Origin of the sequence: Yinghuangia aomiensis (assembly GCF_039542225.1) — a bacterium.
Taxonomy (GTDB): domain Bacteria; phylum Actinomycetota; class Actinomycetes; order Streptomycetales; family Streptomycetaceae; genus Yinghuangia; species Yinghuangia aomiensis.
The window spans coordinates 43,669-69,493 of record NZ_BAABHS010000010.1 but is presented as its reverse complement, the minus strand read 5'-3'; the positions used below and the strand labels follow the sequence as shown (position 1 = coordinate 69,493).

The following is a 25,825-nucleotide window of genomic DNA, read 5'->3' as shown; positions in this document are numbered from 1 at the left end:
CGGCGTCAGACCCGCAAAGCCCCCTCCGCGGACCCTTCCGCGGCCCCCGCCCCACCCTCCGGCATGCCGAACACCTCGAACGACCCCACCACGCCCCGGTTGAGCTTCGTCCGGTGCACCATCCGCCACGTACCGTCGATGCGCTGCCAGCGGTCGTGGTAATCGCCGAGGGTCGCGAACGTCAGTTCGGAGGCCGGGTCGGCGGACAGGTGCGTGTCGCTGACGTAGGCCCGACTGACCGCTTCGTCGCCGGACACATCGACGAGGATGTTGCCGAGCAGGTGCTGCGTCCGACCGCACGCGTCCAGGTACGAGCGGATGCACGCGATGAGCGCCTCGCTGCCCTCCAGCGGCCCGGTGCCGACGTCGGATGTCGCGTCGTCGACGAGGATCGTGCGGAGCACGTCCCAGTCGCGTTCGTCCATCGCGCGGGCGAAGCGGATCAGGGCGCGGGTGATCTCGCGTTCGGCGAGGAGGGTTTCCAGGTCCACGGGTTCTCCTTGAGCAAAAAGCGACGGGCCGAGGGGGCGGCTCAGCCCAGCCGTCCGACGATCTCGTCCGCGAACGTCCGCATGAACGCGGCCTGGTCCGGGACGAATTGGGCGACGATGACGTTGCGGATGCCGGCTTCCTCGATCTCGGCGAGGCGTTCGACGCAGTGGCCGATCGGTCCGGCGACGGTCGAGTGCGCGGCGAGCCAGCGGGTGAGGCCGAGTTCGTCGACGAGCGCGGCGTTGTGCGCGGCGGTTTCCGGGGACGCGTGGTGCGTCGAGTCGTAGCGCCGCTTGAGTTCCTCGACCTTGGGCACGAGCGTGTCGGGCAGGCCCTTGCCTTCGGTGGTGAACCGGAAGACGTGGTTCGCCGTGCCGGCGAGCACCGAGCGGACCACGGCGATCCCGTCGTCCTCGGTGGCGGCCGGGACGATGTTGGCCATGCACCAGATTTCGAGGTCGGCGAGGTCGCGTCCGGCTTCCGCGGCACCCGCGGCGATGTGCGCGAGGTTGCGTTCGTACGCCTCGCGGGTGAGCGAGTTCGACAGGACGACGCCGTCCGCGCTCCGCCCCGCCGCGCGCAGCGTGCGCGGCCCTTCCGCGGCCATCCACACCGGTGTCGGCCCGGGCTTCCAGCGCTGCACGAGGTCGGCGCCCTGCCACGTGGCCTTCTCGCCGCGGGTCAGCGCCCGGACCGCGGCGACGTACGACTCGGTCTCGTCGACCCGCCCCGGCCGCACCCCGATGTTGCGCAGCGCCGAGTCGCCGGACGCGATGCCGAGCACGAACCGCCCGCCGCTGAGGTGTTGCAGCGCGGACGCCGCGGACGCGGCGACCGCCGGGTGGCGGGTCATCGGGTTCGACACGGTGATGCCGAGCCGCTGCGTCGTGGTGCGCTGCGCCGCAAAAGCGAGCGACACGTACGGGTCCGCCCACAGCGACTGCGAGTCCCCCGTGGTGAGCATCGCGAACCCGCAGTCGGCGGCGACGTCGAGCCAGGCCCCGTACGCGTCGAAGTCCTTGACCGTGGTCCCGGTGGCGAACCGCATCACACGCCCTCCCCCGCAGCGGCGGCGGAAGCACCCCGCGGTGCCGGCCCCAGTCCGAGGATCGCCCGCGTGTTCCCCGCGAGGATCAGGCGCTTGTCGTCCTCGGACAGCGCCGAGTCGAGGATCTGCCCGAGGACGTGGGTGCGCCGATAACCGAGCGGCGTGGAGTACAGGTCGGTGCCGAAGACCAGCCGGGACGCGCCGTGGCGCCGCACGAACGGCTCGACGAGGTCGAACGTGTACGCGAGCGACGTGTCGAACACCAGGTTCGGGGTGATCTCGGCCACCGACAGCGCCTGGCGGCATTGCTCGAAGGACGAGAACGCGTCCAGCACCACGAACGTCGTCTCGGGGAACTCCCGGCCCAGTTCCTGGACTTTCCACAGCGCTTCGTCGGGAACGTCGCCGAGTGCGTGCACGAACGGCACGAGTCCGCGTTCCGCGCACCGCCCGACGAGGGCGCGGACGAGCGGCGAGTCGGTCGAGACGCCCTGGAAGCGGGTGTGGAAGCTGATGCCGCGCAGGCCCAGTTCGTGGGCGCAGCGGTCGACTTCGTCGAGCCCGGCGGGTCCGTAGAGCGGTTCGACGATGCCGACGGCGGCGGGGAACCGGTCGGGGGTGGCGTCGCGGTAGGCAGCGATGGCGTCGTTGATGCGGCGCGTGTCGGCCAGGCCGGACGGGCGCAGGTAGCCGTGGCCGGGGATGACGACGGCGCGGTCGACGCCGTTGCGGTCCATCGTGGCCAGGCGTACGGCCAGCTCGTCGGCGGCCGGGTCGGTGCCCGCCGGCGTCGGGCCGAGGCCCAGCGCGCCGTGCACGTCGCCGACGTGGTGGTGGCAGTCGAGGATCTCGTAGTCCGGCACAAGCCTCCTTCGAATGTTGAATATTCGACACTCTCCGTCGAGCCGCACCTTAGCCGGGTCCCCCGCAGGGTTCAACGGCCACCGATCAACCCGCCCACCACGACGGCCACCACCACGAGAGCCACCACCAAGCCGGCCGTACGCCGAGCCCGGCGGCCGTCGGACCCGGCGACCGTCAGGCCCCGTCGCCGCCCTCCGGCGCCACCCGCTCCAGCACCACCACCGGAATGACCCGGTCGGTGCGCTCCCGGTACGCCTCGTAGTTGGGCCACAGCCCCGCCATCAGCGTCCACAGCCGCTCGCGTTCCGCGCCTTCGGCCGTGCGCGCCACGGCCGCGAAGCACTCCCCTTTGATCTGGACCTCGACCAGCGGCCGGGCGACCAGGTTGCGGTACCACTGCGGATGCGTGGGCGCGCCGCCTTGGGACGCGATCACCACATACCGGCCGCCACCGTCGTCGCCGAAGATCAGCGCGGAGGTGCGCGGTTCGCCGGACACCCGGCCGATCGTGGTCAGCAGCAGTGCGGTGACGCCGTTCCAGACATAGCCGACGTCGCCGCCGGTCTCCCGGTAGCGGCGCACGTGTTCCCCGCCGACGAGCGCCAAGTCCGGTGCACGGTAAGCCGCCTCGTCGCGACCGCCGTCAGTCGTACCCATGGTTGCCCTCCCCATCGATTCGCGATCAATCCCGATCCCCTGGCATCGAACAATTGAGTAAATACCATCACCGTGATGCAATACCATCACCCTGCCGGGAGGAGAGCACATGCCGCGCCCCGCCCCGCCGCCCACTCCCCGGGCCGCCGCGTACTGGCGGTCCGGCGCCGACGGCGTCCTCCGCATCGCCCGCTGCGGGCCGTGCGGCACGTACATCCATCCGCCGCGACCGCTGTGCCCGCAATGCCACTCCGCCGACGTGGCCTTCGCACCCGTCAGCGGCAAAGGCACGGTGTACTCCTTCACCGTCAACCGCTACCAGTGGACACCGGCGCTCGAACCCCCGTACGTCCTCGCCGAAGTCGACCTCGCCGAACAGCCCGGCCTGCGCCTCCTGACCGCAGTCGTCGGCTGCCCCGTCGACGCGGTCCGCATCGGCATGCCCGTCACGGTCGCCTTCGAACGTGCGGACGACGTCGAACACTCGGGCGACACCGAACCCGCGGGCGGCTCCGAACGCGCGGGCGAAGAGCCCGGCACCGTGTGGATCCCGGTGTTCCGCCCATGACCGGCACGGACCCGCGGAAGCCCGAATCCGCCGCCGTCATCACCGGCATCGGCACCTCCGCCATCGGCCGCCGCCTCGGCGTCGACCCGTGGCGCCTGACCGCGGACGCCGCGCTGGCCGCGATCGCCGACGCCGGGCTGACCCCCGCGGACATCGACGGCGTGTCGACGTACCCGGGCGAAATCGGCTCCACGCCCGGGATCACCGGCGCGGGCGCCGACGACGTCCGGGTCCTGCTGGGCCTGCGGCCCCGCTGGTACACCGGAGCCCGCGAACTCCCCGGCCAGCTCGGCGCGGTCGTCAACGCCGTACTCGCCGTCGCGGGCGGCCTCGCGGACCACGTGCTGTGCTTCCGCACCGTCTGGGAATCCACCGCCCAGACGCAGCTCGGCGGCCGTTCGGAAACCGTCGCCGCCAGCCTCGCCCACGAACGCACCCAATGGACGGCCCCCTACGGCGCCGGCTACGCCACCTACGGCGGCCTCCAAGCCCAGCGCTACCTCCACGACACCGGCTCCACCCGCGCCCACCTCGGCCAGGTCGCCGTCACCGCCCGCGCCCACGCGGCCCGCAACCCGCAGGCCGTGTACCGGACTCCGATGACCCTCGACGACTACCTCGGCGCCCGGATGATCTCCGACCCGCTGTGCATCTACGACTGCGACGTCCCGGTCGACGGCGCCATCGCCTTCGTCATCTCCCGCGCCGGCGGCCTCGCCGACATCCCCGGCCGCTCGGTCGCCCTCGAGGCGATCGGCTCCGCACCCGGCTTCGACGCGGCCGCGGACATGCTGTGGTCACGCACCGGCCTCAAGCCTTCCGACGTCGGCATCGCCCAGCTGTACGACGGCTTCTCGGTCCTCGCCCTGCGCTGGCTCGAAGCGCTGCGCCTGTGCCCGCGCGGCGACGGCGGCCGGTTCGTCGAAGGCGGCCACCGCATCGCCCTCGACGGCGAACTGCCGCTCAACACCAACGGCGGCCAACTGTCCGCCGGACGCCTGCACGGCTTCGGCGGCCTGCACGAGGCCTGCCTGCAACTCCGCGGCGCCGCCGACGGCCGCCAAGTGACCCCCCACCCGCACGTCGCGGTGGTCAGCAGCGGAGCGGAGGCTTTCACGTCGGCCTTGCTGCTCACCTTGTGACCCATCGCCCCTCGACTTGCCCACTTACGTGGAAGGACCCGTCCTGTGCTTCCCGACGGCACCAAGCTCATCTCCGCGGACGACCACATGATCGAGCCGCCGCACCTGTGGGTGGACCGGGTGCCCGCCGCGTATCGCGACCGGGCACCGCGGGTCGTCAAGTCCCCGGGCGGGCGCGACGCGTGGCTCTACGACGGGCAGCTCACCCATATCCCCATGGGGAGTTGCCGCCCGCTGCCCGGTCATCCGGAGGCCGGGTATCCGCCCGCACCCGGCACCGCGAACTTCGACGAGATCCGGCCGGGCTGCTACGACCCGGTGCAGCGCGTCGCCGACATGGACGTCGACCAGGTGTGGGGGCAGCTGACGTTCCCGAACTTCGCGCGGTTCGCCGGGCACCGCTTCTTCCTCGGTGTCGACGACCTCGACGCGGGAGTGGTGTTCCTGCGCACCTACAACGACTACCTCCTCGACGAGTGGTGCGCGGTCGCCCCGGACCGGCTCTACGGCGCCGCGATCCTGCCGCTCTTCGACATCGACCTCGCGGTCGCCGAAGCCAAGCGCGTGGCGGCGAAGGGCGCCAAAGCCATCGCCTTCTCGGAGAACCCGACGGTTCTGGGCTTGCCTTCCCTGCATACCCCGCACTGGGATCCGCTGTGGGCGTTCCTGAGCGAGGCGCGGTTGCCGGTGTGCCAGCACATCGGGAGTTCGTCGCGGCTGGTGACCACATCCGACGACGCGCCGCCGGGCGTGCTGGTGACCCTCAACGGGGTCAACTCGATGATGGCGGCCGCGGATTGGCTGATGTCGGACGTCCTGGAACGGTTCCCGGGGCTGCGGGTGATCCTGTCCGAGGGCGGCGCGGGCTGGATCCCCTACTTGCTGGAACGTGCCGAGAAGGCGTTCCACGACGCGCGGCTGTTCCGCGACCTGTCCATCGGCCAGGCCGGAATGGGACAGCGGGCGCCGCGCGAGTTGTTCGCCGAGCACATGTTCGTGTGCCTGGTCGACGAGCAGTTCGCGCTGCGCTCGCTCGGCGACGTCCCGGTCGACAACCTCCTGTGGGAAGGCGATTTCCCGCACGGGGACGGGTGTTGGCCGGAGAACCGGGTCCGATTGGCGGCGGCGCTGGCCGAGGTCGACGATGCGGACGCGGTCAAGATCGCGGAGACGAACTTGCGGAAGTTGCTGGGCGTATGACGTACGACGTACTCGCGGGAGTGAAGGTCGTCGAGGTGGCGATGTACGCGTTCGCGCCGTCCGCGGGCGCCGTGCTCGCCGACTGGGGTGCGGACGTCGTCAAGGTCGTACCGCCGCACACCGCCGATCCGATGAACGGTAATCCGGTGGCCGCGCTGCCGGACAAGGACGTCGGCGTGAAGTTCATGTGGGAGATCCTCAACCGCGGCAAACGCTGCATCGGCCTCGACGTGTCGACGGAGGACGGCGGCGCGCTGCTGCGCGATCTCGTCCGCGAGGCCGACGTGTTCATCACCAACCTGCTTCCGGGGGCACGGCAGCGGTTCGGCCTGGACGTCGCCGATCTGCAGGCCGTGAACCCGCGGCTGGTCTACGCCCGGGCGACCGGCCACGGCGACCGCGGCCCGGAACGCGACCGCGGCGGCTACGACATCACCGATTTCTGGAGCCGCGCGGGCGTCGGCCATGCGGCAAGCCAGGTCTCCGACGAGTTCGTGCCGCTCGCATCGCCCGCCTTCGGGGATCTCGCCTCCGGCGGCTTCCTCGCGGGCGCGATCGCGGCCGCGCTCTTCCGCCGCGAACGCACCGGCGAGGGAGCGGTCGTCGACGTGTCCTTGCTGTCGTCGGCGATGTGGGTGATGTCCCCGAACGCGGTCGCCGCCCGCCTCTACGGCGTCGATGCCATCCCCCGCTTCCGCCACGCCGACGCCCCGAACCCCCTGGTGAACGCCTACCGCACGGCAGATGGCCGGTACCTGTATCTGTCCGGAGTGATGACCCAAGGCGCCTTCACGGCCCTATGCTCGGCGATCGGGCGCGAAGACCTCGCGGCCGACCCGCGGTTCGCCGATGCCGAGGGCGTACTGGCCAACGCACGCGCCTGCATCACCGAACTCGACGCGGTCTTCGCCGCCCGACCGCTGACCTTCTGGACCGAAGCCCTGGCCGACCTCCCGATCCCGTGGACGGTCGTGCGCTCGGCCGGCGAAGCCGGATCCGACCCGCAGGTGCTGGCCAACGACTACCTGGTCTCCGTCGAAGGCCCTGCGGGCGCCTACCCGTTGGTACCGAGCCCGGCCCAGTTCGACGGCATCCGCCCCCACCTGAGCCGCGCCCCGGAACACGGCGAACACGGCGACGCCATAGCGGGCGAACTCGGCCGCGACTGGGAGGAGGTCGTGCGGTTGAAGGTGGAGGGGGATCTCCTGTGATGCCGCCCCCGCAGTGCGCTACTTGAGCAGTGCGGCCTGCGCCGTCCGTGGGTCGCCTTGCTCACGACACCCCCGACGATGTCCCGATGGCCGGGACGGTCGCTGTCGGGGATCCCCAACCGCGACACAACCACGCCGAAGCCGAAAAACCCCGGGCCGCTCGTCGACGCAGCGCGGACACGGGATTTCGCTCCGTCGGCGCAGCCTGGCGTCAGGCGTGTGCGGCGCCCGCGTGCTCGACCGAGAACAGGCGCTGTTCGGCGTGGTCAACAGCGACGCGGAGGGCGCCGAGGGCGATGGCGTCGGTGCCGAGGGCGGAGAGTTCGACGCGGGGCAGGCGCAGGCAGAACTTGGCGAGTTCGGTGCGGAGCGGTTCGATGACGTCGTCGATGCCGGTCGCCCAGCCGCCGACGACCACGATTTCCGGGTCGAGGGTGAGCACGAGTGCGGTGATGTCGTGCACGAGGCGCTGGAAGAACCGGTCGACGGCTTCGCGGGCGACCGGGTCGCCGGCGCGGGCGAGGCGGAAGACGTCGGCGACGGCGTCCTCGTCGAGCGGGACGAGGGGCGTCCCGGTGGTGGACAGCAGGCTTTCCGGCGGGGCTTGGCGGCCGAGCAGGTGCAGGGCGCCGATTTCGCCTGCGGCGCCGCCGAAGCCGCGGTGGACGCGGCCGTCGATCAGGGATCCGGCGCCGGGGCTGAGGCCGGCCAGGATGAGGACGACGTCGTCGGAGCCGACGGCCACGCCTTGCCAGCGTTCGCCGATGACGGCGAGGTTGGCGTCGTTCTCGACGAAGACCGGGCAGGGCAGCGAGCGGGTGAGGCGGCCGCCGAGGTCCATGCCGGTCCAGCCGGGCACCGCGGCGCTGTAGGTGACGACGCCTTGCCGGTCGACGATGCCGGGCGTGCCGACGCCGGCCGCCCACAGGTGCTCGCGCGGGATCTTGGCGCGGCGCAGCAGGTCGTTGACGGTGCCGCGGGCGCGGTCGAGGCGTTCTTCGGCGCCGAGGCCGCCGGGAACCGCACGGGTGTGGCGGGCGACGACGGTGCCGGTGAGGTCGGCGAGGACGCAGCGGACTTCGTGCATGCCGATGTCGAGGCCGAGGACGTGCCCGGCTTCGGCGTGGAAGCGAAAACGCCGGGCGGGGCGGCCGCGGCGGCGTCCGGCGGTGTCCGCGTCCGCCTCGGCTTCCACGACGAGGCCGTCGTGCAGGAGGCCGTCGACGACGCCTTCCACCGTGGGGCGGGACAGGCCGGTGGCGTCCATGAGTTCGGTGACCGTCAGGTGGGCGCCGCCGCGCAGCGCGCGGAGGGTGACGGCGGAGTTGATGCGCCGCAGCAGGGACGTGTCCCCGCCCGCGGCGCCGCTCGGCGGACCGGCCACGGTGTTCGGCTCCTTCCCGTGCCGGGATCCCGCAGTGCTGTCTGGTGCTGGTGTCGGCGCTGCCCTGGTGTCGGCGGATGCTACCGGTTCAGGACGCGGAGCGGGCGACCGATACGGGTTCGTCACCGAACGCGAGACGGCAGGTGTCGGCACGGTACGTGGCGACGACGAGGGCGGCCGTGCGGCCCTGTGCCGCGTACGCGGTGGTGACCACGAGGACGGCGCTGCCCGGAGGCCGCTCCAGCAGGCGGGCTTCCTCGGCCTCGGCGACGCCCAGTTCGACGGACCGGGACATGCCCTCCAGCGCGTGATGCCGCAGGTGGCGCAGCACGAGGCCGGCGCGCCGGTTGTCGCCGAGGAGTTCCGGGACGCGCGGGACGACCGCGCGCGGCACGTACAGGCACTCGATGCCGACCGTTTGCCGCATCGACAGCTGCCGGCGGCGCACCCGGTGCACCATGGCGCGGGGACGCAGGCCCATCTGCGCCGCGATGCGGGCGGGGACGGGGGCGGTGGTGCCGTCGACGAGCTGGCGGTCGCCGAGGTCGACGCCGGGCCAGCCTTCGTTGTGGGTGCTCATCGCGATTTCCAGGCGCGGACCGGCCACGACCGTGCCCGCGCCGCGCTTGCGGTGCAGGCGCCCTTCGAGTTCGAGCTGCTCCAGGGCCTGCCGCAGCGTGGCCCGGGCCACGCCGAAGCGGGCCGACAGCTCGCGCTCGTTGGGCAGCGTCTGGCCGGCCGCGAACTCCGAGTCGATGGCCTGGAGCAGCACGGTGCGCAGGTGCCAGTACTTCGGCTCGGCTGTCATTTCGACGGTCGCCGTCGTCGCCATGCCGCCCCCCTGACGGGATTTATGCTTCCCGCTTTACTAAAGGTCCTTGGTGTTATCACCGGCGACAGTACGCAGGTCCAGACCAATGGTCAAGAAGCCGGGGGGCGGCGGGACCTTCCCTACAGCTCCTTCACGAACAGCACCCGGGGCAGGCCCTCCCCGTCGTAGTCCGGCGTCGCCGGGATCCCGTCGAAGTCGAGCGCACCCGGTTCGACGCGGAAGCCCAGCCGCCGGTGGTAGGCGACCGAGGCCCGGTTCGCCGGGCCTGTCAGGCACCGGACCCGGGTCCGGCCCGCCGTCCGGACCGCCGCGAAGAACCGCTCGTACATCGCCCGCCCCACCCCGGAGCCCTGCCACTCCGGGTCGACCCCCACGAAGTGGATGTACGCCTCGTCGGCGCGGTCCTGCGACAGGAAGCCGACCAGGAACGCGACCAGCCGCCCCTCTCCGTCCTCCACTACCTGGCTCGTCAGGCAGAAGTGCTGCAGGAACAAACGCGGCACCAGCAATCGCCGCTGCTGCGCCCCCGCATCCCCGCCGAGTCCGCCCCACCAGTGCGTCAGCCCGTACTGCACGCGCGGGAAGTCGTCCTCGGTCGGCAGCCGGAACGTGAGCTGCGAAATGTCCGTCGTCATAGGTCCCCATCTCCTCGTGTGTCGTCGACACATGACGTGCCCGCCGCGATATGTGTGACCGTGTCGCTCCGGTCCGGTAGGCAGGAACCATGATCGCCGCAGCCGAGTCCGAGACGCCCGATCCCGTCGCCATCCAGGTCGCCGAGGAGATCGACACCGCCCTGATCGCCCTGTCCGACCCGGACCGTGCCAAAGGCACCCGGGCGTACCTGCACAGCGACCTCAACCACTACGGCGTGCCCGTCCCGGAAGTCCGCCGTGTCGTCCGCGCCGCCGGCAAAGCGCGCCCCGCGCTCACCCACGCCGACCTCGTCGCCGTCACCCGGACCCTGTGGACGCCGACCGTCCACGACACCCGCCTGGCCGCCTGCCTGTGGCTGGAAGCCCACACCGACCGCCTCACCCTCGACGACACCGCGCTCCTCGCCGAACTCGTCGGCGAGTCCGGCACCTGGGCGCTCGTCGACGTCCTGTCCGGCTCGGTCGCGGCCCGGCTCCTCCTGCGCGAGCCTCGTACCGAGGCGGTCTACCGGGCCTGGGCGGCGCAGGACGAGATGTGGCTGCGCCGCTCCGGCATCCTGGCGTTCATGCTCGGCGTCCGCTCGGCCGACACGTTCCCCCGCTGGTTCCCCGTGCTCGGCGAGATCGCCGAGCCGCTGCTCGACGACACCCGCTTCTTCGTCCGCAAAGCCCTCGGATGGGTCCTGCGGGAGGCGTCCAAGAAGCACCCCGACGCGGTCCTCGCCTGGACGGCCGCGCACGTCGACCGCATCAGCGGCCTGACGCTGCGCGAGGCCCTCAAACGCGTCCCGGAAGAACGCAAGGCCCCGGTCCTGCACGCCTACCGCGAGCGCGCCTAGGACGTGTCCGGCGGTACGACGCCGGTGCGGGGGCCGGAATTAAACCGGTTGTGCGGCCGTTGAGCACCGTCGTACGGTCGAGCGCAGCCGTCGAGGGTCACCCCTCCGACTGGCGCTGGCCCCCGCACTTCCGTCGTATTGGAGAAGGCCGTTGCTCCGTTGAGGTAGGAGACCCGCAGCCCACGCGTCAAGCGTGCGGTCTGACGCGCGATCTCGACCTCGGCAGGAGCCGTTCCTTCGACGACGCTCTCCGGTCACTCTTGCGCGCGCCTGCGGGTCTCCCTATGCCGCCCCTTTCCACGCGAGCACCCGGAGACCGTTTATGTCCAGTGCTTCCCCCACCTCCACCCTTTCCTCCATCGTCGTCACCGACCTCGACTTCGCGTGGCCGGACGGCGGATCGGTGTTCACCGGCTTCCAGGCCGCGTTCGGCACCGGCCGCACCGGCTTGGTGGGCCTCAACGGCGCGGGCAAGTCCACGCTCCTGCGGCTGATCGCCGGTGACCTCGCCCCGACCCGCGGCTCGGTCCGTGTCACGGGCGAACTCGGCTATCTCCCGCAGAACTTGACTCTCGACACGACCGCCCGGGTGGATGCCGTCCTCGGCATCGCCGCGCAGCGCACCGCCTTGCACGCGATCGAAGCGGGCGATGTCGACGAGGCGCACTTCGCCGCCGTCGGCGACGACTGGGACGTCGAGGAACGCGCCCTCGCCACCCTCGACCGGCTCGGTCTGGGCCACCTCGGCCTCGACCGCACCACCGGGCAACTGTCCGGCGGCGAATCGGTGATGCTGGCGTTGGCGGGCCAGTTGCTGCGCCACCCCGACGTCCTCATCCTCGACGAACCGACCAACAACCTGGACATCGAAGCCCGCGAACGCCTCTACGATGCAGTGGCGGCCTGGCAGGGCGTCCTCCTGGTCGTCAGCCACGACCGCGAACTGCTGGACGAGATGGACCAGATCGCCGACCTGCGGGACGGCGACGTGCGCTGGTTCGGCGGCACGTTCAGCGAGTACGAGGCCGCGTTGGAGGTGGAGCAGGATGCCGCCGAGCGCATGGTGCGCGCGGCGGAGTCGGACGTCCGCCGCCAAAAGCGCGAACTCGTCGACGCCCAGGTCAAATTGGCGCGACGCAAGCGCTACGCGCAGAAGATGTGGGACAACAAGCGCGAGCCCAAGATCGTCATGGGCATGCGCAAGCGCTCCGCCGAGGTGTCCGCCGGCAAGCACAAGGCCATGCACACCGAGCGCCTCGCGGGCGCCCGGGAACGGCTGTCCGAGGCCGAGAAGGCGGTACGCGACGACGACCTGATCCGCGTCGACCTGCCGCTGACCGAGGTCCCGGAAGGCCGCAACGTGCTGTCGCTGCCGGGCGTCCGCCCGCAGTACGGCACCCGGCTCAAGCTGGAGGTCCGCGGCCCCGAACGCATCGCCCTGGTCGGCCGCAACGGTGCCGGCAAGACCACGCTCCTGCGCACCATCGCCGGGCTTCTGGAGCCGGACGCGGGTGAAGTCCACGCGTTCGTGCCGATGCGGTACCTGCCGCAGCGGCTGGACCTCCTGCGGGACGAGCTGACGGTCGCGGAGAACGTCGCCCGGTTCGCGCCCGCCGCGACCGACAACGACATCCGGGCCCGGCTCGCCCGGTTCCTGTTCAAGGGCCGGCGCGCGGACCAGCGCGCCGACACGCTCTCCGGCGGGGAACGGTTCCGCGCCTCGCTGGCCTCGCTGCTGCTCGCCGACCCGGCACCGCAGCTGCTGATGCTGGACGAGCCGACGAACAACCTCGACCTGGCGAGCGTCCGGCAGCTGACCACCGCACTGGAGTCGTACCAGGGCGCGCTGATCGTGGCGAGCCACGACCTGCCGTTCCTGCGCGGCCTCGGCATCACCCGGTGGCTGCGCCTCGACGAGGAGGGCCTGACCCGGGTGGACCGGATGTAGGGCGCACCCTCGGCCCGAAGGCGGGCACTCGCATGTTGCGGCACCGGAATCCCGTGGCGGCGTTCGGGATTCCGGTGCCGGGGGACGGCGGCGTCGGGCGGGCGCCGCCGCCCGGTCAGCCGCCGAGCACCGGCAGCACGACGGCGCAGGTGCGCTTGGCGTGTGCGGGGTCGAGGGCGTTGAGGACTTCGCGCAGGGCGACCTGGTCGTAGATGAGCGCGAGGTGGTCGGCGAAGTCGGACCGGCACTTGTCCTGCACGATGATGTTCGTCGTGTCGGGCCCGTGCAGGAACGTGCTCTCCAACGGGGTGACCGCCCAGTCGTAGCGCGTGCTTATCACCGTGTAATGCACGCCCGGCACGGTGTCGCCGTCGGCGTTGAGCGCGTTCATGAAGTCCGAACCGGCGGTCTGCTGCACGCACGCCACACACGACGAGGTCAGGAACTGGCTGCCGCCCGGATAGGCCTGGAGCAGGTTGAGCAGGCCCCACAGGGTGGTGCCGTGGTTCGACGGGGCGAGGCCCACGAGTTCGTGCACCTTGGGGGCGCCGCCGAGGTTCCGGATGAAGTAGCGCGGCATCATGCCGCCTTGCGAGTGGCCGACGATGTCGACCTTGGGCGCGCCGGTCGCGGCGAGCACCCGGTCGACGAACGCGGCGAGCTGCCCGGCACTCGCCGGAATGTCGCCGTAGCCCTGGAACAGGTTGCCCGGCGAGCCGCCGTAGTCGAGCGCGAAGACGCAGTAGCCGTTGTTGGCGAGCAGCGGCGACAGGCTCTGCCAGCTGTCCGTCATGTTGCCGAACGTGCCGTGCACGAGCACGACGGGGTACGGGTGTTCCGTGGACGGCCGGCACCCGAAGTCGTTGGCACCGACCGGCGCCGAGCCCGGGTGCAGTAGCTGCGCGGCGATCCCGGCGCCGAACGAGTACGGCACCGGATAGTTCGTCGCGGCCCCCGCGGTACCGGGCACCGCGCCCAGCAGACACAACGACGCGACAGCCGCGACGACGGTGCGGCGGAGCTTGGCGCGGAGGCGCGAGGTCCGGGTGCGCGACGTGCGGGCGAACAACGTGCGGGTGAGCGAGGTGCGGGTGAGCGAGGTGCGCGACCGGTGCGAGTCGGACATGGCATACCTCCCCATCGGCAAATCCGGCCCAGGCGGCCGGGCCACCCCTCCAGGGGTTACCGGAGGTTACAGTCGGCGCTCGCCGACTTCAATGCGCACTACGCACCGGTTCATATCGACACGTGTCACATGCCGCCGGCTGCCCCGCGGCCGGCGGCCGAACGGGCCGGTCCGGCGGCGCGGGCGCCGCGGGCGCGGGCACACCGAGCACGGCAACGGCCGCGACACTGACGGAAAACAGCCCGGCGGCAAGCCCCATCCGGCGAATCGGCACAGCAGCAATTCCTCTCGAATCGAACGCGGAATCACACCCGGAATCGAACCCGGAACCACCCCCGGTCCCGGCCCTCAGAACGCAAAGATCTCGGCGTGCACGCGTTCCCCCGGCACCCCTGCCCGCCGCAAAGCCCGCTGGGTGGCCTTCGCCATCCCCGGAGAGCCGCACAAGTACACGTCGTGCTCGGCGATGTCCGGCACCAGCCGCCGCAAGTTCGCCGGCGTCAGCGGATTCCCGACACCACGCGACCCACCCACCAAGTAGTGCACAGTCCCCGCCCGTTCCCCCGCGATCCGATCCAACTCGTCGCGCAGCACCAGGTCGTCCGCACTCCGCGCCCGGTACACGAGCGTCAGGTCACCCGGCCCGCCCGGCAGCGTCTCGAACAGCGCCCGCATCGGCGTGATCCCCACCCCGCCCGCGATCAGCAGCACCTTCCGCCGCGTCCGCCGATGCGCCGTCATCGCCCCGAACGGCCCGGTGGCGACCACCCGGACACCCGGCCGCAGCCGCCGGATGCGGCGCGTGTGGTCGCCGACGACGCGCACGGTGATCCGCAACGTGTCGTCCCGCACCGGTGCCGACAACGAGAACGGCAACGCGGTCCGCCACAACCTCTCGGTGACGAACCGCCATCGGAAGAACTGCCCGGACTCGGCCTTTAACGCGTCGAGTTCCCGCCCCCGCATGGTGACCGAAACAACGCCCGGGCCCTCGTCCACCACACTCGTCACCCGAATCCCGTGCCGCAGCGCGGAACGCGCAGGCACCACCACGCGGTACCACAGCACCAGCACCGCCACTTGCACATGCGCCAGCGTCCACACCCACGCCGTTACCGGAGCCCCGGCCAGATCAGGCCCCGCGGGCTGGTGCACGAAACCCGCCGCCGCCCCCGCATACGTCATCAAATGCAGCCCACGCCACGTCTCATGCCGCACCCGAGGACGCACCACCCGAGCCGACACGAGCCCCACCACCACAAGCATCCCGGTCCCGACGATCGCCGCCGCCAACGCCGGATACCCGAGCAACTCCCCCACAGAGCCGATAGGTTCGGTCCCGGTATTCCGCATGTACGCACACCAGGCGAACCCCGCATGCGCCAGCACCAGCCCGATGACGATCCGCCCGCCCCGCGCATGCCACCGCGCCAGCACATCCGCCCCGACCCCGTGTTCCAGCGCCGGAACCCGCGCCGTCAACAGAATCAGCACGAGCATCCCGAACCCGGCCGCCAACCCCGCCAGATGCGCACACGACGCCAACAACGCATCCAGCCGCCCCACATCCGCCAGCTGCGCCGCCCACACCCCGACCACGGCCCCGCCCCCGAACACCACGCCGACCAGCAACTGCGAAGGCGTGACCCGGGGGCGATGCGCACCGCGCTGAGGGGCGGTACTCGGGGACGGTCTCAGGGCTTCGCCCTCGCGGGCGTGCCCCTGCGCGCTTCCGGACTCGGGTGAGGGGTCCGCGTCGGCGATCGCCGCCCTGGGAGGCGTGGCCCGGTCCTCCGAGGTCATCGACGAGGTCAGGCCCGAGAGCGGGGGCGGGGGCGGATCCGGGGCCGGAGTCGGAGGCGGAGGCGGAGGCGCCGGCGACGTCGGCGGCGGGGTCGCCGGCAGGGGCGTCGGCGAGGTTGCGGGAGGGGTCGCGGGCGAGGTCATCGCCCAACTCGTCGACGACTGCGTGGAAACCGCCGAAGTCCGCGAAGCCGCAGTCGAATGTGCCGTTGCTCCGGCCACGTCCGGGCGGTCGACATGCTCCCCGGACACCACCGCCGCGTGCCGCCCCTGCGGCCTCTCCGCGACCCCGGCGCCCTCTCCTCGCGGCCGCCCCGTCGGCGCGACCACCGGTCCCGCCGTCGGCCCCACCATCGGTCCGACCACCGGCCCCACCCCCACGGGCCCCACCGCCGGCACGATCGGAATCGGCGGCCCGTCACCACCCCTCCCCACGCCCGGCACGGCGCTCACCGAAGCCACGGGCATGGCCACACCAGCGCCGCCACCCGGCTTGCTGTGCCGCCCACCGCCGCCCGGACTCCGAGGGGCCACCGACTGAGGTGCCGCGGCAGCACGGTGGCGCCCCGGCGCGACCGCACCGCCACCACCGGACGCACCGGGCACACCGGAGGAGCCGCGCGTTTCACGCGGCCGAATGGCTGACTCGGACATGCCGCGAGCCTAACCACCAAACCGCCCCCCACCTGCGAAAACTCCTCCCGCAGACGGCACTTAACCGGCTCTTAACCACCCCCTGACGACCCGTTAAGTGCGGGGGGGTGGGCCCGTCTCGCGTCGACCCGCCCGCGCCGTGGAGGCCCGGCTCTGGTCGCCCGGCCCGTGGTTGCCCGGCCCCTACGCTTGGGCGCGCATCCGGACGCCCGCGTTCGCCCGCATCTCGTCGTCCTGCTTCCAGATGTGGGTGAGTGCGGTGCTGCCGGCCGCGACGAGGCCGAAGACCAGGGCGGCCGGCCAGTGGCCCATGGCGGCGAGGCCGGCGGTGGCGGACCCGAACACGGCGATCTCGATCGCCAAGCGGCCGGGGCGGGGCAGGAACTGCGGGGCGCGCGGAGCGACGAAGTTGCCCCACGTCACCGCGGCCAGGGCCGGGAAGCCGATGCCCATCACCAGGCTGCCGACCCAGCTCGATCCGAGGTCCACGCCCCACCACGCGAGCGCGGCGAGCGCACCCAGTTCCAGCAGGAATCGGACGGCCAAATTGAGTCCCCGAAGCGTCATGCCGCCATGGTGGCAGGAGGGCGGATCGTCGGGACAGCCCCAGGGCCTCGGCGTGAGGGGACCCCCAAGCCGACCGCTCGACGCCCTTGGCCGTCTTGTCCACACCACCGGGAAACGTGATCGCGCCACACTCCTCGACCTGGGAGGATGCCCGGCAATGTCAGACATCCCCTCCTCCCCCGCTCCCGCGGTTCCTGCCCATGCCGACGATCGCGCCACCCGCCTTACCCGCGCCTCCCGTTCCCTCCTCGGACTGCGGGTCGGCGATGCGCTGGGCGCGCAGTTCTTCGTCCCCGAGAACCTCCCCGCCCTGCGGCGCCGCGACCTGCCCCAAGGCCCGTGGCCGTGGACCGACGACACCGCGATGGCGTGTGCGGTGCATGCCGAACTCGCCGCCCACGGCACCGTCGACCAGGACCGGCTGGCCGCATCGTTCGCCCGCCACCACGACTTCGACCGCGGCTACGGGCCGACGGTGAACCGCATGCTGCGCCTGGTCCGCGAAGGCGCCGCGTGGCGGCCGCTCGCCGCCGAGCCGTTCGAGGGCCAAGGGTCGTGGGGCAACGGCGCGGCGATGCGCGTCGCACCGCTGGGCGCGTGGTTCGCCGACGATCTCGACCGGGCGGCACGCGAAGCTGCCGCGTCCGCCGAGGTCACCCACACGCACCCCGAGGGCGTCGCGGGCGCGGTCGCCGTAGCTGCCGCGACCGCACTCGTCTGCCGAACCCCCCTCTCCGCCCGCGACTTCATCGCCGCGGTACGCGACCACACCCCGCCCGGCCTGGTCCGCGACCGCCTCCGCGCCGCGCTGGCACTCGCCGGCCGCACCGACTCCCGCGCGGTGGGCCGCAGCCTCGGCAGCGGTCGGCGGGTGAGTGCCCCGGACACGGTCCCGTTCACGATCTGGATCGCCGCGCACTACCCCGACGATTTCGCCGAAGCCCTGTGGGCGACCGCAGCGGCAGGCGGCGACGTCGACACCACGTGCGCCATCGTCGGCGGAATCCTCGGCCCCCACACGGCACCGCCGCCGTCCTGGGCGGACAACACCGAACCGCTACCGGGTTGGGCGGCGACGGGCCTTCCGCCCGGCCCCGCAACCTGACCCGAGCCGCCGCCGTGAGGGCCTCACAACGCCCACCAGCGTCGGCGCGTCCGCCACCGCCAAGGCATCCCGCAGTGTGTCGGTGACGGTGACGACCGAGGCCTCACAGGACGTGTCCGACTCGTCGACGCCCAAGGGCCGGCAGTACCGCGCGTCACCGGCAACGGCGTCGTCCGGCCGTCCAGCCGTCCGGTCACCAGCGTTTCCAGCGTCCCGACCTCGCCAAGTCGAGGCAACCGCGGGAAAACCGGATGAAACGGGGTTCACCGCGCATCCCGTGTGATGTCTTTCGCGCCGCCTCACCGCCTGCCCGCGGCCCCCCACAGCCACCGCCAGCGCGGCATCTCCGTCACGATCGTCATCAGGGCGACCACCGTCGTCGGGATCGCCGGCCACACCGGCCAGGCCGACCACGAGCCGTACAGCGCCGCGAGAATGTGCGCGGCGACCAGCGCGATCGTCACCTTGCCGGAGACCGGCACCAGGACCTGCCGCTTGTCGCCCGGCGTCGCGAACACCGTCGGCACGGCCACCATCACCAAACCGACGAACACCCCGAGCACGATCGACGTGTCGGCTATCGCCCACGGCAGCGCCACCCACGCCGCGATCTCCGTCAGGAACCGGAACACCGACGGCAGCCGGTCGTCCGGCCGGGCTGCGAGCCACACAGGATCCGGCGCCGCGACGGACGCCGAACCGGATATCGGGGATTCGGTCACGGCCGGAAGAGTGCCACACCCACCACCGAGTCGTCACCACCCGAAACCCGGCGCGTCCACCCGGCTACCAAGCCGCCCGCCCTACTCCGGCACGACAACCGTGATCGTGCTCTCCACATGCGCGAACCCGATCCGCTCATACGTCCGCCGCGCCGGATTCCCGTCCGTCACCGCCAGCCCGAGCGCGGGCAGCCCCCCATCAGCCGCCAACGCCAGCGACGCCCGCAGCGCGACCGCGCCGAGGCCCACGTACTCCGGGTCCGCGTGCCGGAAGACCTCGGTGATCCACGGCCCGCCGAGCGGCGGTTCGCCGTCGCGGCCGCTGACCAGGGACGCCGCGACCGGCTGTGTCCCGTCGACGATCACCGTGCTGCACGCGAGCAGCGGCCCCAGTACCTGGCCGTCGAACAGCAGCGCGAGCTGGGTGCGCGCGGAGTCGAACGTCTCCCCGTCCGGGTTGTCCGGGTGTCCCGGCGGATAGGCGGACATCCACAGCGACGTCAGGTCCGCCGCCTCGTGGCTCAGCGCCGACTCCAGCCGCAGCCCCGGCCGCAACTCCGGCACCGCCCACGACGGGTCCACCCGGCGCGCCGCGAAGTCCCACGAAAAGCAGTGCGCGTGCCGGTGCTTGCGTGCCCCGCCGGCGAGCAGCGCCGCCCCGATCTCCTCCGGCGCACCCACCAGCCATCCGGGCAGCGCGGCCAGCACCGCGTCGGCGGTTTCGCGCGGCGACACACCGTCCTTCGGCCGCAGATCGTCGGCCCACGGATGCCCCGCCCGCGTCCCCGGCACATAGTCGGCCACCGGACGCCCGGACGCGTCGTGAACGGTTCTCCGCAGCGTGATCATCCGGCCATTGTCCGTCGCCCGCCGCCACCCGACAACGCAATTCCCCGCGCCTGTGGACGGCACGGACCAAGCACCGATCAAGCCCCGGTCAGGCACCGGCACAGGCACGTCTCAGGCACGGCGCAAGCGCCGAACACGCCCACACGAATGCAGCACGCGCAGCCTCCGGCCGCGCCCTCTTGACCTGAACCGCACTTCACCTTCCAGGCTGGCCGCATGACCTCCGCATCGCCGTTCACCCCGGCAGAACTCGAGTACCTCCGCACCCAGCGCCTCGGCCGCCTCGCCACCGCCGCCCCCGACGGCACACTCCAGAACAACCCGGTCGGCTTCACCATCGACACCGCACTCGGCACGATCGACATCGCCGGCTACGCCATGGGCGCGAGCCGCAAGTTCCGCAACGTCGAACAGACCCACGAAGTCGCCTTCGTCGTCGACGACATCGCCTCCGTCACCCCGTGGAAGGTGCGCGGCATCGAAATCCGCGGCACCGCCGAAGCCGTCCGCGACGCCGCCCCGCGCCGCCCGGGCCTGAGCGCGGAGATCATCCGCGTCCACCCGCGGCGCATCCTGTCCTGGGGCCTCGACCCGGACGCGGACGGCATGCAACGCCGCTCGGTCCCCACCACAGCCACCTGAACACACCCCGCACCCCGCACCCGAGCAAGCCAGGACAGGACAGGCGGAAGGCCCGCGGACCCCCGAACGGCCGGCCTTGCCTACGCGGTTCGCGTCCTCGCCCAGTCCTATGCCGAACACCCCGCCTACCGCCGGGAATGGCGCCCGTAACCTGCGTCCATGGCATGCGTCCATGGTCTGCTTCCATAGCCTGCGCCTGGAGCCGTGCGGGGCGCCCCTCCTCGATCCGCCGTCGCGCAGATGCGCCGCACCGCCGTTGCCCGGCAGTGCGGCGCATCTCGCGCAGGTCGGTCCTCCGAGCCCGGCAGCGGCGCGTACCTGCGAAACGCCGCCGCTAGGGGTCCGCCCCCTCGGCGCGTCAGGCGCCCGGTGCCGCGTCGAGCAGGGCCCGCGCGTTGACTTCGAGGTGCCGCTGCGCCTGGCGCACGGTCACCGGCGCCGGCGCGCCGGGGACCTCGCGGCCTCCGAGCGACGTCGGCAGGATCTCGCCCGCGCCGAGGATCGTGCTGCCGGCCGCCTGCGCGGCGAGTACCGAGCGCAGCCGCGGCTCCAGGACGTCCCAGTCCGGGTAGTCGGCGAGCGCGGCCTTGGCCGGGTCGTGGAAGTCCGGTGCGGCGAGGCGCAGTCCGCCGCGACGTCCGACGTCCGTCACGATGTCGCCGAACTCGGCGCAGGTCAGGGCCGCCTGCCCGGACGTCGCCCAGTAACGCGACGGCAGTCGCCGCGGGTCGCGTACGGCCAGCGACACGAGGGCGGCGACCGCGCGCGCCACGATGTCGCGCGGCACCATGTCGACGCGCTGGTGGGGCCCGCACATCGACGTGGCGACGCCGGACAGCAGCATCTTGATGTGCTCGTGGACGAAGCCGAGTTCGGGCGTGTGCCCGGTGTCACTGTCGCCCATCACGAGGGAGGGGCGAACGACGCACGTGAGCGCGTCCGACGCGGCTACCGCGCGTTCCGCGGCGACCTTCGACTCGAGGTAGGTCAGCGGTGTGACCGGGCAGCTCTCCGGGATCGCGGCGGCCGCGTCGCGCGCTTGGCCGACCCGGTCCACGAACGCGCTCGACAGGTGGATCAGCGGCGCCCCCGCGGCCGCCGCCAGTTCGGCCATGCGGCGCGACCCGGACACGTTGACGCACTGGAACTCGTCGGAATGGCCGTCGTAGCGGGCCCGCCCGGCGGCGTGCACGACGACGTCGGCACGGGCGACGAGCGCGTCCCAAGCACGGGAGTCGAGGCCGAGCCGCGGGTGGGCGAGGTCCACGGGCAGGTCTTCGTGGACGTACGCACCGGCGCGCCGCCCGCGCAGCGCCACGACATGGAAATCACGGCGCAGGGCGTAGGCGACGGCCTCGCCGACTATGCCGCTGGACCCGCTGAGCAGCACGACCGGCCGATCACCGGTCCGCGGCGCGCCCCCGCCGTCGTCCTCGTCGGCGGCCGGCTCCGGCAGCGGCGCGTCGCCGGCCGGAGCGGGACCGGGCAGCGCCGCCGCCCCGGAAGAACGGCCTCGCGGGGCGGGCGCGGCCGCCCACGAGGGCTCCGGCACACGGACCGGGCAGAGGGGTTCGGATACGCGGGACAAGGTGTTCACCTCGTTTCACCGGCCTCCGCGGGATCGCGGGGCATCCACCGGGAAACGTAGGCCAGCCAGGTGACGGATGCCACTCGAACGATTACGGAAAGCGATCGCCACAGGTGAGCGGAAGGGTGGCAGGCGGGCGGAAGAATGCGGCGGCGAGGTGCGGTGACCTGCCGCGGACCGCCGGCGCGAGCGGTCGGGGCGAGGGCGGCCTTGGCGCCGGCGGTCCCGTACACCTGTCCGGGTGAATCCCGGCTCGGCGCGCCCCCGGCCGAGCCCGTGACGGGGTGCGGGGACGCAAGGTGGGGCCAACCACGCGATCACGGTGGGATCGACGGGAGGCGGGGGCTCCGCGCGGACCACGCCCGCACGAAGCCACACCCCCCCCGGGCCAGGGCAGACGGGAGTGCGGCCGTGGGTGACGATGCCGTGCAGCGTACGAGCGACTGGATGGCGGTCGTCCGGGACGACGAGCACCGGCGGGCGGATGCGTACCTGCGCGATCCGTACGCGCAGTTGCTGCGCACCGGCGCGGCCGAGGAGCAGGTGGCCTACCAGATCGGGCTCGGCGCGCCGGTGGGTGTGGTCGTGGGGCGGGGGCGGTTCGGGGACGCGGCCGTCGAGCGCGGCGTGGCGGCGGGCGTGCGTCAACTGGTGCTGCTCGGGGCCGGGTCGGATACGCGGTGCTGGCGTTTGGCGCTGCCGTCCGACCTGACCGCGTACGAAGTGGACTTGCCCGGGCAACTCGCAGTCAAGGAAAGCGCGTTCAAGGCAGCGGGGCTGGGGCCGTCGGCACCGCGCCGACGGGTCGACGCGGATCTGCGGGGCGACTGGGCGGCGGCGTTGGCGGCGGCCGGGCACGATGCCGGGAGTCCGACGGTCTGGATCGCCGAAGGTTTGTTCTACTACCTGGATCGCGGCGACTCGATCGAACTGTTGAGCGAGATCGGCCGGTTGAGTGCGGCGGGCAGCCGGGTCGTGTTCGACGTCCCGCATCCGGCTTTCGCGCGAGACCCGGCCAAGAGCGCGTTCCTGGCGTACATGACCGAGAGCGGGTGCCCGTGGCTGGGGTTCGCGGAGCATCCGGATGTCCTGCTGCCGCTGGGCGCGTGGCGGCTCGACGCGTATCTGCCGCCCGACCTCGTGGCGGGCCGCTGCCCGTGGCTCCCGCCGCTGCCGCAGCGGCTCGCGGACAGCCATCGGTGGGTCTGGTACGCACACGCCCGGCGGTGAGGCGCACGATTCGGGCACGCGGAAGCGTTCGCCGAACGGTCACGGTGACCGTTCGGCGAACGCAACTCCTCGGGGAGGCAGGTGTTCAGCGTCGTCCGAGGACTTCCGCGATCCGGGAGAAGCCGTCGCCGCCGTGGCCGAGGGCGACCGTGCGCCGGGCCAGCGCCTCGGCGGCGCGCATGACGCTCGCGTCGATGCCGTGCCTCTCCGAGGTGTGCACGATGTGCTCGATCGAGGAGAGCGCCGAGGTCAGCGGGTTGATCGCACCGGAGTACGTGCCGCTGTCCACGTCCTTGGCGAACTCGGCGAACAGCGGCGGCAGGATCGCGCCGATGCCCTGCGCGAAGGGTGCGAGTTCGCCCGCGCTGACGCCTTCGGCCTTGGCCACTGCCAGGGCGTGCGCGTAGCCGGTCATCGAAGTCCAGAAGATGTCCAGCAAGGCGACGTCGTACGCGGCTGCCCGCCCCGGGTCCTCGCCCAGGTGCGCATGCGTTCCGCCCAGCAGGCCGAGCAGCGGGGCGTGTTCGGCGTAGAGGTCCGCCGGGCCGCTGTGGATGAACACCGCGTCAGGAGTACCGATCGACGGTGCGGGCGTCATGACGGCGCCGTCCAGGTAGCGGATGCCGTGGTCGGCCGCCCACGCAGCGGTGTCGCGGGCGCGGGCGGGGGTGTCGGCGGTGAGGCTGACGAGGGTGCGGCCCTTGAGGGCGGCCGCCACGTCGTCGGCGCGCAGGACAGCGTCGGACGCGTCGTAGTTCACGACACACACCACGGTCAGCGGGCTCGCCGCCGCCGCCTCGGCGGCCGAGTCGGCGATCTCGGCGCCGCGTTCGGCGAGTTCGCCGGCCCTGCCGGGTGTCCGGTTCCACACGGTCGTGCGCGCCCCGGCTGCCAGGAAGGCCCCGGCCAGCGCGCGGCCCATCGGGCCGAGCCCGATGACCGTGACGGCAGACTGTGAAGAGTGCGAGGGAAGCGACGACATGGCAGGTCTCCCGTACATATGACAAAGAACATCAACGAATAGGACAGTGATGACGCGCAGCCGTGCTCACGACCCGAACGTCTGCGGAGTGACGGCCGCGATCGCGGTTGTCGACGGCAAGTGGAAGACGGCGCTGCTGTGGCTCCTCGAATCGGGGCCGCAGCGTCCCGGCGCCATGCGCCGGGCCGTCCCGGGGCTGTCCGAGAAGGTGCTGACTCAGGCGCTGCGCGAAATGGCGGACGACGGTCTGGTGCACCGCGAGGTGTACGACACGCTCCCGTTGAAGACCGAGTACTCGCTGACCCCGTTCGGCCGCGACCTCGCCGAGGCTCTGGCCCCGCTCTCCGACTGGGGCCACCGCCGCATCGATCGCCTGACCGCGGCGGCCAAGGACGCCTCCTGACGCACCGTCCACCTCCCTTCCCCGCCGAGCCGCCGACGGCTCCGAGCCGCCTGCGAACAGCCTCTCGGCCACCCGGGGGAGCGGCAAGTACCCACAAAAAAGTGGCTATGACGCCGGAGCTCCGGCCGCCGGAACCGGCTCGTCCCGGTGGTCGCCGGGATGGCCGGGCCGGGTGGCCGCGATCAGCGATCGGCCCTATCGCGTCGGTCTCGGGCCTCCGTGGGGGGTGCGTTCGCGGGACGGTCACCCCGCGGCTGTTCGGCGAACGCTTCCGGTTTGCCCACCAGCGCTGCGGCAGCACCCCGACCCGCGGTTGCGGGGACGAGGGACAGCCACCGTGTGGCCGTGCGGCCGCTCATCTAGGGTCGGGCAGATGACTTGTCGTGACCGTCGTATCCGGTTCCGTTTTTCCGCCGCTGTGGGCGGTGTCGTGGTGGCGTTGGCCGCGGCGGCGTGTACGTCGGACTCGGGCGGGTCCGGGGGGCGAATATCGGTCGAGGAGTTCGAGGGCAAGGCGAAGTCGGTGACGGCGGGCGCGCCGTGCCCGTTCGCGTTCGACGTCGCGGGGGCGTTGAAGGCCGCAGGGGCGAACCGCCCGGTGGCGCCGGACGGCCCGGCCGCGGAGGGCGACTCGTCGCCGGCCGAACCGGCGCAGCCGGCCAGGCCGTCCGGCCCGACCAGCCCGGCGATGCCCGCCATTCCGGCCGTCCCCGCCAGATCGTCGATCAACTGCTCCTACCTCGTCGGAGACGCCGACCTGTCGCTGACCGTCATCGCCTCGCCGGCCGCGAAGACCGCACAGAACTTCGCCCTGCCGCTGCTCATGCACGACGGTGCGATGGCCATGGACCAGGCCACGACGTTCGTGTCGACCCTCGTATCGCCGGGCTCGGCCCGCGTGACGCCCGGGGCGGGGACGGCGGCGTTCTACCGGGTGCCGGTCTCCGGGGACGGCGACATCGGCCTCGTCGTCTCGGTGGAAGGCCACGACGACGCGGACGCGCCGCTGCCGGACCTGACGGGGGCGCATTTGGAGACGCTGGCGGTGGAGCTGGGGAAGGCGGTCAAGGGGTGAGGGAGTGGGGCGGCGGGCCGGGGTGGCGCGAGGCCTGACCGGCCGCCCGGCTCCACGGCTCCACGGCCGCACGGCTCCCCGGCTGTCTCTCCGGCTGCTCTGCTTGACCGCTCCTCCCGGTTGCCCCACGCGACCGCCCCATCCGGCTGCCCGACTGCCCCTCCGACCGACTGTCCGGCTGTCCGGCTGTCCGGCTGCCCGACGCGACCGCCTCATCCGGCAGCCCGGCTGCCCCTCC

The 25,825-nt window shown here is 72.4% G+C and carries 25 protein-coding genes and 1 pseudogene; 12 read left to right on the top strand and 14 right to left on the bottom strand.

Going from position 1 to position 25,825, the window contains the following annotated elements; translation table 11 throughout:
• Positions 1 to 5 precede the first annotated feature (5 nt).
• The 4 genes from ABEA93_RS15460 to ABEA93_RS15445 all read right to left on the bottom strand — a co-directional run bounded on the left by ABEA93_RS15460 (position 6) and on the right by ABEA93_RS15445 (position 3,061).
• Positions 6 to 491 (bottom strand): nuclear transport factor 2 family protein, encoded by a 486-nt coding sequence (locus ABEA93_RS15460; RefSeq protein ID WP_345676108.1) that lies wholly within the window; start codon positions 489 to 491, stop codon positions 6 to 8.
• 41 nt (positions 492 to 532) lie between these two features.
• Positions 533 to 1,540: an LLM class flavin-dependent oxidoreductase gene (locus tag ABEA93_RS15455; RefSeq protein WP_345676107.1), complete on the bottom strand. Its 1,008-nt coding sequence runs from the start codon at positions 1,538 to 1,540 to the stop codon at positions 533 to 535.
• A complete protein-coding gene (locus ABEA93_RS15450; protein ID WP_345676106.1) occupies positions 1,540 to 2,403 on the bottom strand; it encodes an amidohydrolase family protein in 864 nt (287 codons plus the stop codon). The genes ABEA93_RS15455 and ABEA93_RS15450 overlap by 1 nt, the downstream gene beginning before the upstream one ends.
• Before the next feature lie 175 nt (positions 2,404 to 2,578).
• Entirely contained in the window at positions 2,579 to 3,061 is a 483-nt protein-coding gene (locus ABEA93_RS15445; protein ID WP_345676105.1) for a nitroreductase family deazaflavin-dependent oxidoreductase, read from the bottom strand.
• 109 nt (positions 3,062 to 3,170) lie between these two features.
• On the opposite strand from ABEA93_RS15445, the gene ABEA93_RS15440 reads away from it, so the two are divergent.
• From ABEA93_RS15440 to ABEA93_RS15425, 4 genes are read left to right on the top strand one after another with little or no spacing between them, the layout of a single operon-like run.
• A complete protein-coding gene (locus ABEA93_RS15440; RefSeq protein WP_345676104.1) occupies positions 3,171 to 3,629 on the top strand; it encodes a Zn-ribbon domain-containing OB-fold protein in 459 nt (152 codons plus the stop codon).
• A complete protein-coding gene (locus ABEA93_RS15435; RefSeq protein WP_345676103.1) occupies positions 3,626 to 4,771 on the top strand; it encodes a thiolase family protein in 1,146 nt (381 codons plus the stop codon). The genes ABEA93_RS15440 and ABEA93_RS15435 overlap by 4 nt, the downstream gene beginning before the upstream one ends.
• Positions 4,772 to 4,816: 45 nt before the next feature.
• A complete protein-coding gene (locus ABEA93_RS15430; protein WP_345676102.1) occupies positions 4,817 to 5,971 on the top strand; it encodes an amidohydrolase family protein in 1,155 nt (384 codons plus the stop codon).
• Positions 5,968 to 7,182: a CaiB/BaiF CoA transferase family protein gene (locus tag ABEA93_RS15425; protein WP_345676101.1), complete on the top strand. Its 1,215-nt coding sequence runs from the start codon at positions 5,968 to 5,970 to the stop codon at positions 7,180 to 7,182. Before ABEA93_RS15430 ends, ABEA93_RS15425 begins: the two co-directional genes overlap by 4 nt.
• Before the next feature lie 211 nt (positions 7,183 to 7,393).
• Here the strand turns inward: ABEA93_RS15425 and ABEA93_RS15420 are convergent, their stop codons facing one another.
• From ABEA93_RS15420 to ABEA93_RS15410, 3 genes are all read right to left on the bottom strand, one after another.
• Entirely contained in the window at positions 7,394 to 8,566 is a 1,173-nt protein-coding gene (locus tag ABEA93_RS15420; RefSeq protein ID WP_345676100.1) for an ROK family transcriptional regulator, read from the bottom strand.
• Between the two features lie 88 nt (positions 8,567 to 8,654).
• The gene (locus tag ABEA93_RS15415; protein ID WP_345676099.1) at positions 8,655 to 9,398 is read right to left on the bottom strand and encodes a GntR family transcriptional regulator; all 744 of its coding nucleotides are present in this window, start codon (positions 9,396 to 9,398) and stop codon (positions 8,655 to 8,657) included.
• Positions 9,399 to 9,517: 119 nt separating this feature from the next.
• A complete protein-coding gene (locus tag ABEA93_RS15410) occupies positions 9,518 to 10,033 on the bottom strand; it encodes a GNAT family N-acetyltransferase (protein WP_345676098.1) in 516 nt (171 codons plus the stop codon).
• A gap of 89 nt (positions 10,034 to 10,122) precedes the next feature.
• Here ABEA93_RS15410 and ABEA93_RS15405 point away from each other — a divergent pair, with 89 nt between their 5' ends.
• Positions 10,123 to 10,893, top strand: coding sequence for a DNA alkylation repair protein (locus ABEA93_RS15405; protein WP_345676097.1), 771 nt, complete (start codon positions 10,123 to 10,125; stop codon positions 10,891 to 10,893).
• A gap of 322 nt (positions 10,894 to 11,215) precedes the next feature.
• Positions 11,216 to 12,841: an ABC-F family ATP-binding cassette domain-containing protein gene (locus ABEA93_RS15400; protein WP_345676096.1), complete on the top strand. Its 1,626-nt coding sequence runs from the start codon at positions 11,216 to 11,218 to the stop codon at positions 12,839 to 12,841.
• A 115-nt stretch (positions 12,842 to 12,956) separates the two neighbouring features.
• On the opposite strand, the gene ABEA93_RS15395 is transcribed toward ABEA93_RS15400, so the two are convergent.
• The 3 genes from ABEA93_RS15395 to ABEA93_RS15385 form a co-directional block, all read right to left on the bottom strand.
• A complete protein-coding gene (locus ABEA93_RS15395) occupies positions 12,957 to 13,967 on the bottom strand; it encodes an esterase/lipase family protein (protein ID WP_345676095.1) in 1,011 nt (336 codons plus the stop codon).
• A gap of 348 nt (positions 13,968 to 14,315) precedes the next feature.
• Positions 14,316 to 15,770 carry a ferredoxin reductase family protein gene (locus tag ABEA93_RS15390; protein ID WP_345676094.1) on the bottom strand — a complete coding sequence of 485 codons (1,455 nt, stop codon included), beginning with the start codon at positions 15,768 to 15,770 and terminating at the stop codon, positions 14,316 to 14,318.
• Between the two features lie 837 nt (positions 15,771 to 16,607).
• Entirely contained in the window at positions 16,608 to 16,991 is a 384-nt protein-coding gene (locus ABEA93_RS15385; RefSeq protein WP_345676093.1) for a YrdB family protein, read from the bottom strand.
• 157 nt (positions 16,992 to 17,148) lie between these two features.
• Here ABEA93_RS15385 and ABEA93_RS15380 point away from each other — a divergent pair, with 157 nt between their 5' ends.
• Positions 17,149 to 18,096: an ADP-ribosylglycohydrolase family protein gene (locus ABEA93_RS15380; protein ID WP_345676092.1), complete on the top strand. Its 948-nt coding sequence runs from the start codon at positions 17,149 to 17,151 to the stop codon at positions 18,094 to 18,096.
• 299 nt (positions 18,097 to 18,395) lie between these two features.
• Here the strand turns inward: ABEA93_RS15380 and ABEA93_RS15375 are convergent, their stop codons facing one another.
• Positions 18,396 to 18,818, bottom strand: a complete 423-nt coding sequence (locus ABEA93_RS15375) for a hypothetical protein (RefSeq protein ID WP_345676091.1) — start codon at positions 18,816 to 18,818, stop codon at positions 18,396 to 18,398.
• Between the two features lie 81 nt (positions 18,819 to 18,899).
• Positions 18,900 to 19,667, bottom strand: a complete 768-nt coding sequence (locus tag ABEA93_RS15370; RefSeq protein WP_345676090.1) for a GNAT family N-acetyltransferase — start codon at positions 19,665 to 19,667, stop codon at positions 18,900 to 18,902.
• A 216-nt stretch (positions 19,668 to 19,883) separates the two neighbouring features.
• Here ABEA93_RS15370 and ABEA93_RS15365 point away from each other — a divergent pair, with 216 nt between their 5' ends.
• Positions 19,884 to 20,309, top strand: coding sequence for a PPOX class F420-dependent oxidoreductase (locus tag ABEA93_RS15365; RefSeq protein WP_345676089.1), 426 nt, complete (start codon positions 19,884 to 19,886; stop codon positions 20,307 to 20,309).
• A gap of 33 nt (positions 20,310 to 20,342) precedes the next feature.
• Positions 20,343 to 20,459, top strand: a pseudogene (locus tag ABEA93_RS15360) (DUF6221 family protein); the annotation flags it as partial.
• A 208-nt stretch (positions 20,460 to 20,667) separates the two neighbouring features.
• Here the strand turns inward: ABEA93_RS15360 and ABEA93_RS15355 are convergent.
• Positions 20,668 to 21,897 carry an SDR family oxidoreductase gene (locus tag ABEA93_RS15355; protein WP_345676088.1) on the bottom strand — a complete coding sequence of 410 codons (1,230 nt, stop codon included), beginning with the start codon at positions 21,895 to 21,897 and terminating at the stop codon, positions 20,668 to 20,670.
• Positions 21,898 to 22,308: 411 nt separating this feature from the next.
• On the opposite strand from ABEA93_RS15355, the gene ABEA93_RS15350 reads away from it, so the two are divergent.
• Positions 22,309 to 23,127: a class I SAM-dependent methyltransferase gene (locus ABEA93_RS15350; protein WP_345676087.1), complete on the top strand. Its 819-nt coding sequence runs from the start codon at positions 22,309 to 22,311 to the stop codon at positions 23,125 to 23,127.
• A gap of 85 nt (positions 23,128 to 23,212) precedes the next feature.
• Here the strand turns inward: ABEA93_RS15350 and ABEA93_RS15345 are convergent, their stop codons facing one another.
• Positions 23,213 to 24,109 carry an NAD(P)-dependent oxidoreductase gene (locus ABEA93_RS15345; RefSeq protein ID WP_345676086.1) on the bottom strand — a complete coding sequence of 299 codons (897 nt, stop codon included), beginning with the start codon at positions 24,107 to 24,109 and terminating at the stop codon, positions 23,213 to 23,215.
• A gap of 49 nt (positions 24,110 to 24,158) precedes the next feature.
• Here ABEA93_RS15345 and ABEA93_RS15340 point away from each other — a divergent pair, with 49 nt between their 5' ends.
• Together ABEA93_RS15340 and ABEA93_RS15335 are read left to right on the top strand one after the other, a co-directional pair.
• The gene (locus ABEA93_RS15340; RefSeq protein WP_345676085.1) at positions 24,159 to 24,512 is read left to right on the top strand and encodes a winged helix-turn-helix transcriptional regulator; all 354 of its coding nucleotides are present in this window, start codon (positions 24,159 to 24,161) and stop codon (positions 24,510 to 24,512) included.
• Between the two features lie 373 nt (positions 24,513 to 24,885).
• Positions 24,886 to 25,587 carry a hypothetical protein gene (locus ABEA93_RS15335; RefSeq protein WP_345676084.1) on the top strand — a complete coding sequence of 234 codons (702 nt, stop codon included), beginning with the start codon at positions 24,886 to 24,888 and terminating at the stop codon, positions 25,585 to 25,587.
• Positions 25,588 to 25,825: the final 238 nt, after the last annotated feature.

Coding starts and splice junctions, on each gene's coding strand:
- ABEA93_RS15455 (WP_345676107.1), bottom strand. CDS start 1,540: ATGCGGTTCGCCACCGGGACCACGGTCAAGGACTTCGACGCGTACGGG.
- ABEA93_RS15445 (WP_345676105.1), bottom strand. CDS start 3,061: ATGGGTACGACTGACGGCGGTCGCGACGAGGCGGCTTACCGTGCACCG.
- ABEA93_RS15440 (WP_345676104.1), top strand. CDS start 3,171: ATGCCGCGCCCCGCCCCGCCGCCCACTCCCCGGGCCGCCGCGTACTGG.
- ABEA93_RS15435 (WP_345676103.1), top strand. CDS start 3,626: ATGACCGGCACGGACCCGCGGAAGCCCGAATCCGCCGCCGTCATCACC.
- ABEA93_RS15425 (WP_345676101.1), top strand. CDS start 5,968: ATGACGTACGACGTACTCGCGGGAGTGAAGGTCGTCGAGGTGGCGATG.
- ABEA93_RS15415 (WP_345676099.1), bottom strand. CDS start 9,398: ATGGCGACGACGGCGACCGTCGAAATGACAGCCGAGCCGAAGTACTGG.
- ABEA93_RS15410 (WP_345676098.1), bottom strand. CDS start 10,033: ATGACGACGGACATTTCGCAGCTCACGTTCCGGCTGCCGACCGAGGAC.
- ABEA93_RS15405 (WP_345676097.1), top strand. CDS start 10,123: ATGATCGCCGCAGCCGAGTCCGAGACGCCCGATCCCGTCGCCATCCAG.
- ABEA93_RS15400 (WP_345676096.1), top strand. CDS start 11,216: ATGTCCAGTGCTTCCCCCACCTCCACCCTTTCCTCCATCGTCGTCACC.
- ABEA93_RS15395 (WP_345676095.1), bottom strand. CDS start 13,967: ATGTCCGACTCGCACCGGTCGCGCACCTCGCTCACCCGCACCTCGCTC.
- ABEA93_RS15390 (WP_345676094.1), bottom strand. CDS start 15,770: ATGACCTCGGAGGACCGGGCCACGCCTCCCAGGGCGGCGATCGCCGAC.
- ABEA93_RS15385 (WP_345676093.1), bottom strand. CDS start 16,991: ATGACGCTTCGGGGACTCAATTTGGCCGTCCGATTCCTGCTGGAACTG.
- ABEA93_RS15380 (WP_345676092.1), top strand. CDS start 17,149: ATGTCAGACATCCCCTCCTCCCCCGCTCCCGCGGTTCCTGCCCATGCC.
- ABEA93_RS15370 (WP_345676090.1), bottom strand. CDS start 19,667: ATGATCACGCTGCGGAGAACCGTTCACGACGCGTCCGGGCGTCCGGTG.
- ABEA93_RS15365 (WP_345676089.1), top strand. CDS start 19,884: ATGACCTCCGCATCGCCGTTCACCCCGGCAGAACTCGAGTACCTCCGC.
- ABEA93_RS15345 (WP_345676086.1), bottom strand. CDS start 24,109: ATGTCGTCGCTTCCCTCGCACTCTTCACAGTCTGCCGTCACGGTCATC.
- ABEA93_RS15340 (WP_345676085.1), top strand. CDS start 24,159: ATGACGCGCAGCCGTGCTCACGACCCGAACGTCTGCGGAGTGACGGCC.
- ABEA93_RS15335 (WP_345676084.1), top strand. CDS start 24,886: ATGACTTGTCGTGACCGTCGTATCCGGTTCCGTTTTTCCGCCGCTGTG.